At 33.9% G+C, this 14,070-nt stretch carries 16 protein-coding genes; 3 read left to right on the top strand and 13 right to left on the bottom strand.

Features of this window, described 5'->3' with window-relative positions:
- Window positions 1–2: 2 nt before the first annotated feature.
- The 5 genes from CLV00_RS14485 to rsfS form a co-directional block, all read right to left on the bottom strand.
- Window positions 3–653, bottom strand: a complete 651-nt coding sequence (locus CLV00_RS14485) for a phosphatidylserine decarboxylase family protein (RefSeq protein ID WP_099715850.1) — start codon at window positions 651–653, stop codon at window positions 3–5.
- Window positions 643–1,533, bottom strand: coding sequence for a phosphatidate cytidylyltransferase (locus tag CLV00_RS14480; protein ID WP_099715849.1), 891 nt, complete (start codon window positions 1,531–1,533; stop codon window positions 643–645). Before CLV00_RS14480 ends, CLV00_RS14485 begins: the two co-directional genes overlap by 11 nt.
- A gap of 1 nt (window position 1,534) precedes the next feature.
- Window positions 1,535–2,137 carry an LUD domain-containing protein gene (locus CLV00_RS14475; protein WP_099715848.1) on the bottom strand — a complete coding sequence of 201 codons (603 nt, stop codon included), beginning with the start codon at window positions 2,135–2,137 and terminating at the stop codon, window positions 1,535–1,537.
- Between the two features lie 116 nt (window positions 2,138–2,253).
- On the bottom strand, window positions 2,254–4,182 hold the full coding sequence (gene ftsH, locus CLV00_RS14470; protein WP_099715847.1) for an ATP-dependent zinc metalloprotease FtsH: 1,929 nt from the start codon (window positions 4,180–4,182) through the stop codon (window positions 2,254–2,256).
- 19 nt (window positions 4,183–4,201) lie between these two features.
- Window positions 4,202–4,573 (bottom strand): ribosome silencing factor, encoded by a 372-nt coding sequence (gene rsfS / locus CLV00_RS14465; RefSeq protein WP_039109645.1) that lies wholly within the window; start codon window positions 4,571–4,573, stop codon window positions 4,202–4,204.
- A gap of 97 nt (window positions 4,574–4,670) precedes the next feature.
- Here rsfS and CLV00_RS14460 point away from each other — a divergent pair, with 97 nt between their 5' ends.
- Window positions 4,671–5,399: a biotin--[acetyl-CoA-carboxylase] ligase gene (locus CLV00_RS14460; protein ID WP_099715846.1), complete on the top strand. Its 729-nt coding sequence runs from the start codon at window positions 4,671–4,673 to the stop codon at window positions 5,397–5,399.
- 79 nt (window positions 5,400–5,478) lie between these two features.
- On the opposite strand, the gene CLV00_RS14455 is transcribed toward CLV00_RS14460, so the two are convergent.
- Both CLV00_RS14455 and pyrE read right to left on the bottom strand, forming a co-directional pair.
- Window positions 5,479–5,871, bottom strand: a complete 393-nt coding sequence (locus tag CLV00_RS14455; protein ID WP_099715845.1) for an SRPBCC family protein — start codon at window positions 5,869–5,871, stop codon at window positions 5,479–5,481.
- Between the two features lie 28 nt (window positions 5,872–5,899).
- Window positions 5,900–6,547, bottom strand: a complete 648-nt coding sequence (gene pyrE / locus CLV00_RS14450; RefSeq protein ID WP_099715844.1) for an orotate phosphoribosyltransferase — start codon at window positions 6,545–6,547, stop codon at window positions 5,900–5,902.
- A 7-nt stretch (window positions 6,548–6,554) separates the two neighbouring features.
- Between pyrE and CLV00_RS14445 the strand changes: the two genes are divergently transcribed.
- Window positions 6,555–7,157: an NUDIX hydrolase gene (locus CLV00_RS14445; protein ID WP_099715843.1), complete on the top strand. Its 603-nt coding sequence runs from the start codon at window positions 6,555–6,557 to the stop codon at window positions 7,155–7,157.
- 10 nt (window positions 7,158–7,167) lie between these two features.
- Here the strand turns inward: CLV00_RS14445 and CLV00_RS14440 are convergent, their stop codons facing one another.
- The gene (locus CLV00_RS14440) at window positions 7,168–8,898 is read right to left on the bottom strand and encodes a M14 family metallopeptidase (RefSeq protein ID WP_099715842.1); all 1,731 of its coding nucleotides are present in this window, start codon (window positions 8,896–8,898) and stop codon (window positions 7,168–7,170) included.
- 145 nt (window positions 8,899–9,043) lie between these two features.
- Here CLV00_RS14440 and CLV00_RS14435 point away from each other — a divergent pair, with 145 nt between their 5' ends.
- Complete coding sequence (locus CLV00_RS14435) at window positions 9,044–10,390, top strand: DEAD/DEAH box helicase (RefSeq protein ID WP_099715841.1); 1,347 nt, start codon at window positions 9,044–9,046, stop codon at window positions 10,388–10,390.
- Between the two features lie 167 nt (window positions 10,391–10,557).
- Here the strand turns inward: CLV00_RS14435 and CLV00_RS14430 are convergent, their stop codons facing one another.
- From CLV00_RS14430 to CLV00_RS14410, 5 genes are all read right to left on the bottom strand, one after another.
- Window positions 10,558–11,136: an alkylphosphonate utilization protein gene (locus tag CLV00_RS14430; protein WP_099715840.1), complete on the bottom strand. Its 579-nt coding sequence runs from the start codon at window positions 11,134–11,136 to the stop codon at window positions 10,558–10,560.
- A gap of 80 nt (window positions 11,137–11,216) precedes the next feature.
- The gene (gene coaD, locus CLV00_RS14425; RefSeq protein WP_099715839.1) at window positions 11,217–11,672 is read right to left on the bottom strand and encodes a pantetheine-phosphate adenylyltransferase; all 456 of its coding nucleotides are present in this window, start codon (window positions 11,670–11,672) and stop codon (window positions 11,217–11,219) included.
- Window positions 11,673–12,287 (bottom strand): zinc-ribbon domain-containing protein, encoded by a 615-nt coding sequence (locus CLV00_RS14420; RefSeq protein WP_099715838.1) that lies wholly within the window; start codon window positions 12,285–12,287, stop codon window positions 11,673–11,675.
- Window positions 12,288–12,299: 12 nt separating this feature from the next.
- Window positions 12,300–12,992 (bottom strand): DUF421 domain-containing protein, encoded by a 693-nt coding sequence (locus CLV00_RS14415; protein WP_099715837.1) that lies wholly within the window; start codon window positions 12,990–12,992, stop codon window positions 12,300–12,302.
- Between the two features lie 9 nt (window positions 12,993–13,001).
- Window positions 13,002–13,976 (bottom strand): D-alanine--D-alanine ligase, encoded by a 975-nt coding sequence (locus CLV00_RS14410; protein ID WP_099715836.1) that lies wholly within the window; start codon window positions 13,974–13,976, stop codon window positions 13,002–13,004.
- Window positions 13,977–14,070 lie beyond the last annotated feature (94 nt).

Genomic DNA, 14,070 nt, shown 5'->3' with positions numbered 1-14,070 from the left:
GCTTATTTTGTAGCAATAATAGTTTTTCCTCCGATTGCTTTTTGATTCAGTACAACATTTACTTGTGTTCCTAGTGGCAAAAAGATATCGACTCTTGAACCAAATTTTATGAAACCAGCGTCAGTTCCCTGAATTACTTGCATTCCCTCTTCGGCGTAATTTACGATTCTTCGTGCCAAAGCTCCAGCAATTTGACGGTATAAAATCTCACCAAATGTTTTGTTTTCGATGACAACCGTAGTTCTTTCGTTTTCTTCACTTGCTTTAGGATGCCATGCTACCAAGAATTTTCCGGGATGATATTTACTGAACTTTACAATTCCACTTAATCCATAACGCGTAACATGTACGTTTATTGGAGACATAAAAATGGAGATTTGCAAACGTTTATCTTTAAAATATTCGCTTTCAAACACTTCTTCAATAACCACAACTTTCCCGTCTACAGGAGCAAGAATATGATTTTCATTGATTACCACTGTTCTTTTTGGATTTCTGAAAAATTGCAGAATGATAATCAAAAGTAACAAAGTAGCTATTTGTATAGCCATTTTGATCCAGTTGGTATCAATGAAATTATCAGACAATAAAAGGACAACAGCCGTGAAAATAGTGCCTAATAAAATAGATTGGGTTCCTTCTTTATGAAACATAGTTTAAAAATTGATAAAATAAAAATATTATTGGTGCTACAAATATAACACTATCTAGTCGATCTAGTATACCTCCATGACCAGGCATTATACTTCCGCTGTCTTTTACGCCCGCTATACGCTTAAATTTGGATTCAATTAAGTCTCCAATAGTACCTGCGATTCCAACAATAACGGCTATAGAAGTCCAAATCAGGATTGATCTGTCGCTGAATTCAGGATTAGCCTTTATGTAGTATTTAGATATTAAATAACCCGCCAAAATTGCAAAAACGATTCCGCCTAAGAACCCTTCAATTGTTTTTTTAGGAGATATCTTTTCAAATAATTTAGTTCGACCTACAGATTTACCTACAATATAGGCAAAGGTGTCATTTGTCCAGATTAAGATAAATAATCCAATTATGATTTTTGGATTGTAATCATTTATACCAAATGAAATTTTTGTGATAAATACAAATGGGAGTATAATATATCCCAGTAAGTAAAGGTATTTTGATGAAGTACTTATTTTTTGAATGTTATCATAAAATAAAAAAAGGATACATTTTATAGAGACTACTAATGCAATAACCAATAAAACGACATCTAGTTGTTGAATATTGATTGCTATTTCTAAATCGGTGTTGAAGACCTGATTAATAGTATCAGTAGTGATTTTATTGTAATGGCTTACTAAAGTTACGATGGTATATAGAGCCGTTGCAAAAAGAATTGGAAATACTTTATGTATTTGGATTAAATTGCAAAATTCATAAACTGCAATAATGAGAAATATACCAAAAAGGATAAAAAAGCTTTCAGTAGAATATAAAATAGAAGCGAGTAATAGTATAATATAAATAGCTCCTGATATACCTCGTTTTAGAGTTTCATTCATCTTAAAGATCTTCTAAAAGCAATAAATATAGATTTTTTGCTGAACTTCCGTATTGTGTGAAATCTTCTTCTTTAGCTTTCTCGAAATATTTTACTGTAGTAATATTGGTAGGATAATCTCTTTCGTATTTCTTTTTTATAGCACTAAGTCCATCGCTTTTTGCAGCAAGAATTTGACTTGTATTCGCTATAATGATAATATTGGTAGGTAATTCGTTAGGTTTGTTTTGTTTAATTTGTTTTGATGAAAAAAGGATAGAACCTTCCTCAGCAATCAAATTTTCACAGCTTGCAAGAAGAAACTTAGGATTTACAGGTTTGTCGTAGGTAAGTTTGTTATCATCAAGCATTCCAAAAAGATTTGGTTCATAGCATAAAACTTCGCTTTCAAACCAATCATTTTCTTCTAATATGTTTTCAAATTGTTCTTTTACTTCTTCAGAGTTTTCGCAATACAAAAATTTACCACCATTTTTTTTAAAATTGTAGATAAATTTTTCATCTATAGAGGTTGTATTATCAGTATGGGATTTACTAAATTCACTTTCTTGATCTTCATCAGAAGCCGGATTGCTAGAACCAAAAATTTTTCTAAAAAGACTCATATTTTTGTAAAATACTATAATTTGTTATTTGAAAACGTCCAAAGATAAAAAAATCTTAATTCAAAAGTAGTTTTTGAATTAAGATTTTAAAAATAATTAAATATTTTATATGTTTTCTAAGATACTACTTCCTCAAGATTTTTATCAAATGTTCTTTTTCCGAAAATAGCTTCTAAGTCATCTTTAAAAATGACTTCTTTCTCGATTAAGATATTTGCCAGTTGATCTAGTTTATCTTTATTCTCTTCTAATATTTGAATCGCTCTTTGGTATTGACCTTCAATCAGTAATGAAATTTCTTCATCAATAACTCTGGCTGTTTCTTCTGAATAAGGCTTAGAGAAATTGTATTCGCTTTGTCCTGTTGAATCGTAATAGGTAACATTACCAATTTTTTCATTCAAACCATAAACAGTTACCATAGCTCGGGCTTGTTTTGTAACTTTTTCTAAGTCACTTAAAGCACCGGTAGAAATTCTGTTAAAAGTTACTTTTTCAGCAGCTCTTCCACCCATAGTTGCACACATTTCGTCTAGCATTTGATCAGGACGAACAATTAAACGTTCTTCTGGTAAGTACCAAGCGGCTCCTAAACTTTGTCCTCTAGGAACAATGGTTACTTTAATTAATGGAGCAGCATGTTCCAACATCCAACTAACGGTTGCGTGTCCTGCTTCATGGATAGCAATTGCTTTCTTCTCATCAGGAGTTACAATTTTATTTTTCTTTTCAAGACCGCCTACAATTCTATCTACAGCATCAAGGAAATCTTGTTTGTCAACTGCAGTTTTGTTGTTTCTTGCGGCAATCAAAGCAGCTTCATTACATACGTTTGCAATATCAGCACCTGAGAAACCAGGAGTTTGTTTGGCTAAAAAGTCAGTATCCAATCCTTCAATTTTTTTCAAAGGTGCAAGGTGTACTTTGAAAATTTCAGCACGTTCACGAATGTCTGGTAAGTCTACAAAAATTTGTCTGTCAAAACGACCTGCACGCATTAAGGCTTTGTCCAGTACATCAGCTCTGTTTGTCGCAGCTAAAACAATTACATTAGAATTAGTACCAAAACCGTCCATCTCTGTCAGTAATTGGTTTAACGTATTCTCACGTTCGTCATTTCCACCGGACATATTGCTTTTTCCTCTGGCTCTACCTACTGCGTCAATTTCATCAATAAATATAATCGCTGGAGATTTTTCTTTGGCTTGTTTGAATAAATCACGTACACGGGAAGCTCCCACACCTACGAACATTTCAACAAAATCAGATCCTGATAAAGAGAAAAACGGTACTTGCGCTTCACCAGCTACGGCTTTTGCCAATAAGGTTTTTCCAGTTCCTGGAGGCCCTACAAGTAAAGCTCCTTTTGGTATTTTACCACCCAGATTAGTGTATTTTTCAGGATTTTTTAAGAATTCAACAATTTCTTGAATCTCTTCTTTTGCTCCTTCTAAACCAGCTACATCTTTAAAAGTAGTTTTGATATCTGTTTTTTCGTCAAAAAGTTTAGCTTTTGATTTCCCAATGTTAAAAATCTGTCCGCCACCGCCACCAGCGCCACCACCAGACATTTTTCGCATGATGAATATCCAAACAGCTATAATAATGATGATTGGCAATAAACTGATTAAAATATCCGACCAGTTGTTTTTTGGTAAGAAGTTAAAATCTTTCAATTTACCTTCAGCAACAGCTTTTTCCAGTTTGTTTTGGAAAATCTGATCGTTACCAATGTCAAAAGTATAATGAGGACCTTTGTTAGGTCTGTCAAAAACGTCTTTAGAAACTTTTTTGTGGGCTGCATCTTTCAATGCTGTAGCATTAAGAAAAACTTCAGCTTCTGTTTTATTATAAACTATAACTTTCTCGATCTGGCCTTTTTCTAAATAATCGTTAAATTTAGAAGAAGTTAATTGACCTGGTTCGTTTAAACTAGAACCGCCAGTTATAAAACTTATAAACAAGAAAATTAATAATATTGCAGTGTAAATTAACCAAGGGCTTATTTTAAACTTATTCGAATTTGGATTATTATCTTTAGCCATTACTAGGAGTTATGTTTCTTTAGTATTTGTTTTCAATGGTAGTTATTTTTGCATCGCCCCATAAACTTTCGATGTTGTAGTATTCACGGATGTGTTTTTGAAATACATGAACTACAATATTTACATAATCCATTAGTACCCATTCTGCATTATCAGTTCCTTCAACATGCCAAGGCTTGTCTTTTAATTCTTTGGATACTGTTTTTTGAATGGAGTTGACTATAGCGTTAACTTGTGTATTTGAATTACCATTGCAGATGATGAAATAGTCGCAAACTGCGGTGTCTATCTCTCTTAAATCAAGAATATCAATATCATTTCCTTTTACCTCTTCTATCCCCTTAATGATGTTCGCCAATAGAACGTCATTATTTATAGTCTTTTTCGCCATGAATTATTTTTATATATAAGTTTGTAAAGTTACCATTTTTTGTGATTATTTTTGAACCTTAACACAATATTAAATTCTGTTTCACAAAAAACTGTATATGAAACTAATCAAACTCGATGCCATAGATTCTACAAACGAATTCCTTAAAGGGTTATCGAATAAACAAGAGTTAGAAAACTTTACTGTTGTAACTGCTGAGAATCAAACTATGGGGAAAGGCCAAATGGGTGCTGTTTGGGCCTCTGAGACGAGTAAAAACTTAATAATGAGTATTTTGGTCAAGGATTTTTTGGAGGATATTTGTCAGATTTTCAACCTGAATATTGCGGTTTCACTTGCTGTAATTGAAGTTTTGGAATCGTTTAAGATTCCTAATCTTAGTATAAAATGGCCTAACGACATAATGTCATACAACAAAAAAATAGGTGGCATTTTGATTGAAAACAGTATCAAAAGTGACGGAACCATTATTTCTATTGTAGGTTTAGGACTTAATGTGAACCAAACCAATTTCGAAAATTTACCAAAAGCCTCTTCTTTGGCGGTTATTTGTGATGCTAAATTTGATAAAGACGAACTTCTTTTTTCCATTTGTGACGCAATAGAAAAAAATGTGAAGCTATGCAAACACAATGCTGCCGTTTTGTGGTCAGCTTATAGTGATAAATTATATAAAAAAGGGTTGCCAATGCCTTTTTCAAATCAAATGAAACAAAATTTTATGGGAATTATTCAAGGAGTTTCTTCAGTTGGGAAACTGCAGGTTCTTCTGGAAGATGACACTATTGCTGAATTTGATATCAAAGAAATTCAAATGTTATATTAATGGCTTATTGTTGCAATTCAATAAAAAACCCTTTCAGGTTTGTACTGAAAGGGTTTCTTATATTTATTTAATGTAGTTTTTACAATTTAGTCATATTTCCGGCTAAAGTTTCGATAAATTTTCCAATTGGTCCTTTTATCATCATTGCCATCATAGGATTAAAATCACCTTCAAAATCAAGTTTTACATCACTCGAATTGTCCGAAACCGAATCTATGTTTGCTATCAATGTAAATGGAAGTTTATCACTTGCCGCTCCTAGAACAATTTTGTTTGGAGCTACTTTTTCTTTCATTTTAAGCTTAATTTCTGGCATTCCTTTCAATCCAAAAATAAAAGCATCGTCACCTATAACTTCAAATTTAGCAATGTTTTCAGGCATTAATTTTTCAAAATTTTTGACATCACTCAACAAGTCAAATAATTCTTGAGCTGATTTTTGAACACTGACTTTTGGACTTTCTAAGTTCATCTTTGTGGTATTTATTTATTAGGTTGTTTTAAACTTCAATTGTCCAAGTGGACGGACTCACATTCCATTCTCTTAAAGTTTGCTCTTCTTCCTCAGTAATATACCTTTTGGCAACAGCTAAATTTAATAAATTTTGATAATTACTCAATGTAAACAAATCGATATGTGCGTTTTTAAAGTTTTCTTCAGCAACTTCAAAACCATACGTGAATATGGCGGCCATACCTTTTACATTAGCTCCAGCTTCGCGCAAAGCTTCTACAGCAAGTAAACTGCTGCTTCCAGTGCTGATTAAATCTTCTACAACAACTACATTTTGTCCTTTTTGTAAAAAACCTTCCACTTGATTTTGTCTTCCGTGTTTCTTCGGTTCTGGACGAACATACACAAATGGCAATCCCAAACTTTCCGCTACTAGCATTCCAATTCCTATTGCTCCAGTGGCAACACCAGCAATAACATCTGGTTTACCAAATTGTTTCTCAATATTTTTGGAAAATTCATCCCGGACGTAATTCCTTACGGCTGGAAATGAGAGGATTAATCGGTTATCACAATAAATAGGCGATTTCCATCCAGAAGCCCATGTAAAAGGATTTCTTGGATTCAATTTAATTGCATTTATTTGCAAAAGAAATTCGGCTGTTTTTTCGGCTGTATCTTTATTAAAAATCATAGTACAAATGTATAAAGTTTTTGTTAACGACAAACCACTTTTTTTGACAAATCACATCTCTAAGGAGACGGATTTTCAATTGTTTTTATTAGAAAGTATTGACATAGAGCAACTTATAGTAAAAATCTTTCAAAATAAAATTCAAAAAGCCTACCTATATCATCCTGATGAAAGCGTTATTTTGAAGACTTTGAAAGCAAAAATCCCTGTTGCCAAAGCTGGTGGCGGTTTAGTTTACAATAAAAAAGGCGAGGTTTTGTTCATTTTCAGAAATGGAAAATGGGATTTACCAAAGGGCGGAATCGAAAAAGGGGAGGAAATTGATGCCACTGCCATGCGTGAAGTAGAGGAAGAAACTGGAGTAAATGGATTGACAATATCTCATAAACTTCAAAAAACATATCACGTTTTTAGACGTAATGGAAAATATAAATTAAAAATAACGCATTGGTTCGAAATGCAATCTGATTTTGAAGGAACCCCACAAGGGCAATTAGAAGAAGGAATCGAAAAGGTAGCTTGGATGAATCCAGAACAAATAAAAGAGGCGTTAAAAAACTCTTACGAGAACATAAAATTATTATTTGAAGAAGAAAAGCTCCTGAAATAGGAGCTTTTTTTTATTTTAAAATACGATATACCGGATATTGTAAATGTGCCTTTTCATAATAAACAGAATGTTTGTAAATCCAGTCCAGTTGCGCTTCCGGATTATTGATAAAGTTTACGTCACTTTGTTTTTTCAAATCAAATTCGGCTTTTAGTTTTGGATTTTCTTTTAAAATCTGTGTAGCAGAATCTTCAAAAACATAGTCAGAATAGCCTTCTTTTTGCTGTAACATCGTGTCAAAAAAGTTCCAGTTGAAAAAAGAATCTATTGCTTCGGGTTCCAGTGTTTCCAATAAATATTTGATTCCTTTTTGCTGAGTAGGAATAACGTAATCTCCTTTGGCGAAAGCCACTTTCTCCATTTTAGCGGTTACCGAAGTGTTTCGGTGTAAATAATGCCCTTCATAAGCTGAACTTGTTGTTTTAAAGTCGGCAATTTTATAGCTTTCCACTTCAATTATAGTATCATTTTTTAGTTGGCGATAGGAGATAGTATTGCTCTTTAATAATTCAATTACCGGCCAAAATCCTCTTGGAATAATATACGCTTCCGGAATGATTATCTCTTTTACGGATTTGAATTCCTTGCTGTACGGAATATCTTTTTTGTATGGTTTTGTACGGTCATAAAACAAGCGATTTCCTGATGTCACATCACTTTTCTTATAACTGGCTTCATAGCCTAAAAACGAAAAAGGAATCGTTTTTGTACTGTCAATTTCCCATTTTATAGGGTACGCTTTTTTTGGTTTATACTGCTCTTCATTTTTCAATCGTAGTTGTTTGATTTTTTGATAATTTGCATCCGTAAAATCAATTGTGGAACGCATGTATTCGTATGTTACTTTCACACGATCAGCGTATTTTTTCAGCATGTGTGTTTCCACCACAAACCCAATGGTATTGAACAATGAAGTATAGCCCGTAGCAAATCGTGGGCTTTCAAAAAATTGACCAAAACCTTTATCCGGAGTATCCTGAAAAGCATTGACATAAGGTGTGGTCTCAATGTCTTTTTCTTGTAAATCTTTGACCAAAGCAGGCATCATTTCGGTATTTAAAAAATTACCTAAAACGGTTCCTAATTTGTTGTGCTGGGTCATAATGTAGGTAAGTTTATATTGGTAATCTGCGCCATTGCTAACGTGATTATCAATAAAAACATCGGCATTTATTTTATGGAAAATGTCCACAAAACTTTTGGTGTTTCGGGTATCTGACTTGATGAAATCGCGATTCAAATCGTAGTTTCTGGCATTACCCCTAAAACCATAGATTTCCGGTCCATCCTGATTGGCTCTTGAAGTGGAGTTTCTGTTTAAAGCACCTCCAATATTATACACCGGAATACAAACGATAACGGTATTTTTTGGTACTTTTATTTTGCCCAAAGCCAAATCTCTAAACAATTGCATACTGGCATCAATTCCGTCCGGTTCTCCCGCGTGGATACCGTTATTAAGCAGAATTACCGCTTTGTTTTTTTTGATGATTTCAAAATTAAATTGCTTTTCAGGATTAAAAACAACCATATGCAATGGTTCGCCGCTGTCTGTCAAGCCCATTTTTTGCATTTCGATAGTCGGGAATTCATCTGCCAGAAGTTTATAATAAGCGATTGTTTCCTGGTAGGATGCGGATTGATTTCCATTTCCTTTTTCGAAAAAAGTATCGTATTTATTCGTTTTTTGTGCAAATGAGTTGATGGAGAATAGTAAAAAAAGGAATGTGAAAAATCTCATATTTCGGTTTTTAAATTGAATTTCAAATGTAGCTTTTTTTCGATAGGAATAGAAATGATAGTAAGAAAAGGAAGCTCCCGATTTAAAAAAATGAAAATTTAGAATTCAAAATTCATAACTCAGAATTAAAAATTACCTTTGCAAAATGAATAAGAAACACCATTCCAACAATATACTTTTGAATTTAGGCATCGAAAGCCTGAATGAAATGCAGGAAGTAGCACAAGATACGATCCTGAATGACAATAATGTTTTATTGCTTTCGCCAACTGGTTCCGGAAAAACTTTGGCTTTTTTGTTGCCTATTTTAGAAATGTTACAACCTGAAATCCAATCGGTTCAATGTTTGATTTTGGTTCCATCACGCGAATTAGGATTACAGATTGAGCAGGTTTGGAAAAAAATGGGAACTGATTATAAAGTAAATGTGTGCTACGGTGGACATTCCATTGATACTGAAATCAAGAATTTAAGCAATCCTCCAGCAGTTTTAGTGGGAACTCCGGGAAGAATTGCAGATCATATTGACAGAGGAACTTTTCGTGTGGATAAAATTCAAACCTTGATTTTGGATGAATTTGACAAATCATTGCAATTGGGTTTCCATGAGCAAATGTCATTTATCATTGGAAAATTAACGAAACTGAACAAACGCGTTTTAGTTTCGGCCACTTCCGATATTGAGATTCCAAGATATACAAGAGTCGTAAATCCAACTATTTTAGATTTCATTCCAGAAAACGTGGACGAAACGAATCTTTCCATGAAAATGGTCGTTTCAAAAGAAAAAGACAAAATAGGAAGTTTGTTCAACTTGATTTGTTCGTTGAAATCACAGTCGGCAATTGTTTTTTGTAACCATCGTGATGCTGCAGAACGCATCAGCGATACCTTGAACGAAAAAGGTATTTACGCCACGTATTATCATGGCGGAATGGATCAGGACGAAAGAGAACGCGCTTTAATCCAGTTCAGAAACGGAAGTGTAAGCTATCTTATCACTACTGATTTGGCTGCCCGTGGTCTTGATATCCCCGAAATGAATCACGTAATCCATTATCATTTGCCATCTAAAGAAGACGAATTTACCCATAGAAACGGACGTACAGCACGTATGTTAGCTTCTGGTACGGCGTATATTATTGCTCATGAAAGTGAGAAAAAAATGGATTATATCGATTACGGAATGAGCGTTTTGAATGTGGAAAATTCCACTTCATTGCCAAAACCACCTGAATTTCAAACCATTTATATCAGTGGAGGAAAGAAAAACAAACTGAATAAAATTGACATTGTCGGTTTCTTTTCCCAAAAAGGAAAATTAGAAAAAGGTGATTTAGGTTTAATTGAAGTCAAAGATTTTATTTCGTTTGCTGCCGTGAAATTCAATAAAGTAAAAGATTTATTGCACGCCATTAAAGACGAAAAAATGAAAGGCAAGAAGTTTAAAATTGAAGTGGCCAGAAAAGTGATTAAGAAAGAGGAGGAGTAATCAGTTGGCAGTGTTCAGTCGCAGTTCTCAGTTAAAAAAAAAATCGTTAGCAGTAAATTTACTGCTAACGATTTTTTATTGTTGGAATGTTTTTTTATAACTGACTAAAAACTGACCATTGACCACTCCATTTTTTTAACTGATCACTGAACACAGCAAACTGATGACTATATTTTCTTAACGTATTGTGTAATGATAACAATCTGCTGACCATCTACTTTTCCTTCAATGTATTCGGCATTTTCATGGTCCAGTCTGATGTTACGAACTGCAGTTCCTTGTTTGGCCACCATGCTTGAACCTTTTACTTTCAAATCTTTGATTAAAACGACTGAATCTCCGTGTTCCAAAATTACGCCGTTGCTATCGCGGTGAATTACTTTATTTTCATCGTCTTCACCTTCGCCTGTTGCTTGCGCCCAAGCTAAAGTATCCTCGTCTAAATACATTTGGTCCAATAATTCTTGAGGCCATCCCGCAGCACGCATGCGGCTTAACATTCTCCACGCAACCACTTGCACCGCGGTATGTTCGCTCCACATACTGTCATTCAAACATCTCCAATGATTTAAATCTACGTTATCCGGATTTTCGATTTGGTCGATACACGTGCTGCAAGCCATAATACTTTCATCAAGTCCACCTTTTTTGGTTGGTAAAACTTGATATACTTTTAAGTTTTCGGTTGCACCACAAAGTTCACATTTCGATCCGCTACGCTTGCTTAATTCTCTTTCTATACTCATTGTTTGATGGCTTTTATTTTTAGGCGAAATTATGGCTTATTGCCTCGTTTCACAAATTTATATTTGGTTGATGGCAAGTATTATTTTACTCGCACTGCATCTGGAACCAGCATTTCATATTGCCCTCCGTTGCGGATTACATCTCTCACAATACTGGAACTGATATATGAAGTTCTTGCGGCAGTCAATAAAAAGACAGTTTCTATTTTTGATAAACGGCGATTGGTGTGTGCAATTGCTTTTTCAAATTCGAAATCGGCAGGATTACGCAAACCACGAAGGATAAAATCGGCTTTTATTTTATGACACAAATCAATAGTTAAACCTTCATAGGTAATCACCGAAACTTTAGGTTCGTTTTTGAATGTTTCTTCGATAAAACGTTTTCTGTCTTCCAGAGAAAACATGTATTTTTTTTCGGCATTGACACCAATAGCGATTACGATTTCATCAAACAACGAAATGCTTCTTTTGATGATGTCCTCATGTCCTAATGTTATTGGGTCAAAAGAACCCGGAAATATAGCTTTTCTCATTTAGTTTCTTGTTATTGAAAATATTTCGTCTTCTAGATGAAGAATTATTAAATCTTTTTTTGAATATTTTACTTTTCGATTGGTATAATTTTCAGGTTTGTCTATTTCATCAACTTCATATTGCAAATAAGCATCGTAATCATTTTGGGTCGCATAAACACTATCTTTAGTTACTTGATCAATACGCATTGTAGAATAATAGCCATTTGTAAATTTTAAATTATAAACATCTCCCAATATTGGATTTTGAATAAAGACATTTGTTTTATCGTTTGTTTGAATATTAGTATACATCCAAAAAGTAATATAACCCACAAGAATGATAAGTCCAGAAAACATCCAAATAGGTGTTTTTAGTATATTGATTTCCTTTTCACTTTGAAGTTTTATTTTAATGTCTTCAGATAAATTTTCATATCCAAATATTTCTTTACAATTATTACATTCTACATCTATAATTTTACTAACTGGAAATATTGGAATCAAAGTAATATGTGTATACCGTGAATATACGTTATACGTAATTGAAGCTTTTGATTCGCATTTTGGGCATTCAACAGCTATAATTTTTCCGTTTTTTATTTTTGAATCCCTTGTTCCTATAAGTACCATCATAAATAGACTAAATTAGGTTTTTCGAAGTGTTTGTATTGCTTCGACCCATTCAGATTTCTCACAAACTCTACACTCCGCATTTCCTGGTTTGTGGCTTTCAGTATTTCCGCAAAAGGTGCAGGAATAAATACCTTCTGTTGGAATCGTTTTACTTTTTTGTTTAAATAAAAAAGGCAGAATTGGCAATCCTGGTTGAACTTCATGGTCTTCATAATAGAAAACACTGATTTCACCACTGGTTTCCATAAAGGCATTTTTTACCTGTCCTAAATGCTCTACCGATTTCAATCGGAGTTCCGAAAAAAATTCATCTTGTGCCAAACTTTCCTTTTTGAAAGTTGCAATTGAAAATTTCCCTTCGCTGATAATACATTCGGTTTTGCCTTCTATAAATTCTTCAAACCGTTTACTTTTTCCTGTCAGCCACGTTACTAATCGGTATAAAAGTATAATGACAAGAAATACTGTTATAGGAGGGATTATTCCAACTTCTTCATAAAACATGGGATCTCCCGCTGCAGATCCTAAAGCAATAATGATGACTGTTTCAAAAACAGATAATTGCTTCACGCCACGTTTTCCAGCTACTTTTAATGTCAACAATAAAACTGTAAACATTATGGTAGAACGGAAAATGACCTCTAATAGAAAGGATTCTGGTAAATCATTGTATAATAATCGGTTCCATTCAAAGATTTCGGTCATAATGGGAAGTTAGTTATTTAAAGCCAATTCTATCGCATTTGTAAATAAATCTTCCAATGAAATTCCAGCAGCTTTGGCTTGTTGCGGAATCAAACTTTCCGTTGTTAATCCAGGAATGGTGTTCATTTCCAACATGTGGGGTTCTCCGTTTACCAATATAAATTCGCTTCTCGAGAAACCTTTCATTTTGAGTACCTCATAAGCACGTTTGGCTATTTCGCTCACTTTTTGGGTCATTTCATCTGAGATTCTTGCCGGTGTGATTTCTTGTGATTTACCTAAATATTTAGCTTCATAATCGAAGAAATCATTGTCAGAAACGATTTCGGTGATTGGCAAAACGATTACTTTTCCTTTGTAATTGATAACTCCTACAGAAACTTCGGTGCCGTCAAGGAAACTTTCTATGATGATTTCGTTGTCTTCTTTGTAAGCAACTTCTATGGCGATAGGCAATTCATCGATGGTTTTTACTTTGGAAATTCCAAAACTGGAACCTGCTTTATTTGGTTTTACAAAACAAGGCAAACCAACTTTAGCGACAATCTCGTCAGTATTGATAGCATCGCCTTTGTTTAAGTAATAGGAAGTGGCGGTTTTTATTCCGTATGGTTTTAAAACAGATAATAAATCACGTTTGTTGAACGTTAATGCCGCTTGGTAATAATCGCAGGAAGTTTGCGGAATATGTAATAATTCGAAATACGCCTGCATCAATCCGTCTTCGCCGGGAGTTCCGTGAATGGCATTGAAAACGCAATCAAAAGTGATTTTATTACCATCAACAGTTACTGAAAAATCATTTTTATCGATAGGAAATTCAGTGTCATTAGCATCAACATAGACCCATTTTTCTTTGAAAATATGGATTCGGAATCCTTTGTATTTCGTTTTGTCCAGAAATTGATATACGACGTTTCCGCTGATAAGTGAGATTTTATACTCGCTGGAATATCCGCCCATGATGATGGCAATGTTTTTCATTTTGTATCGTTTTAATCTTAGTTGTTTGAATAAATAATAAGGTGTTTTTAGCACTAGATTCTAGCCCCGATAGTCCCGAATCTTCGGGAGAAAT

It is taken from the genome of Flavobacterium sp. 11 (assembly GCF_002754315.1).
In the GTDB taxonomy this organism is placed as follows: domain Bacteria; phylum Bacteroidota; class Bacteroidia; order Flavobacteriales; family Flavobacteriaceae; genus Flavobacterium; species Flavobacterium algoritolerans.
The sequence above is the reverse complement of the archived record's forward strand: the minus strand, read 5'-3'. Positions and strand labels throughout refer to the sequence as shown.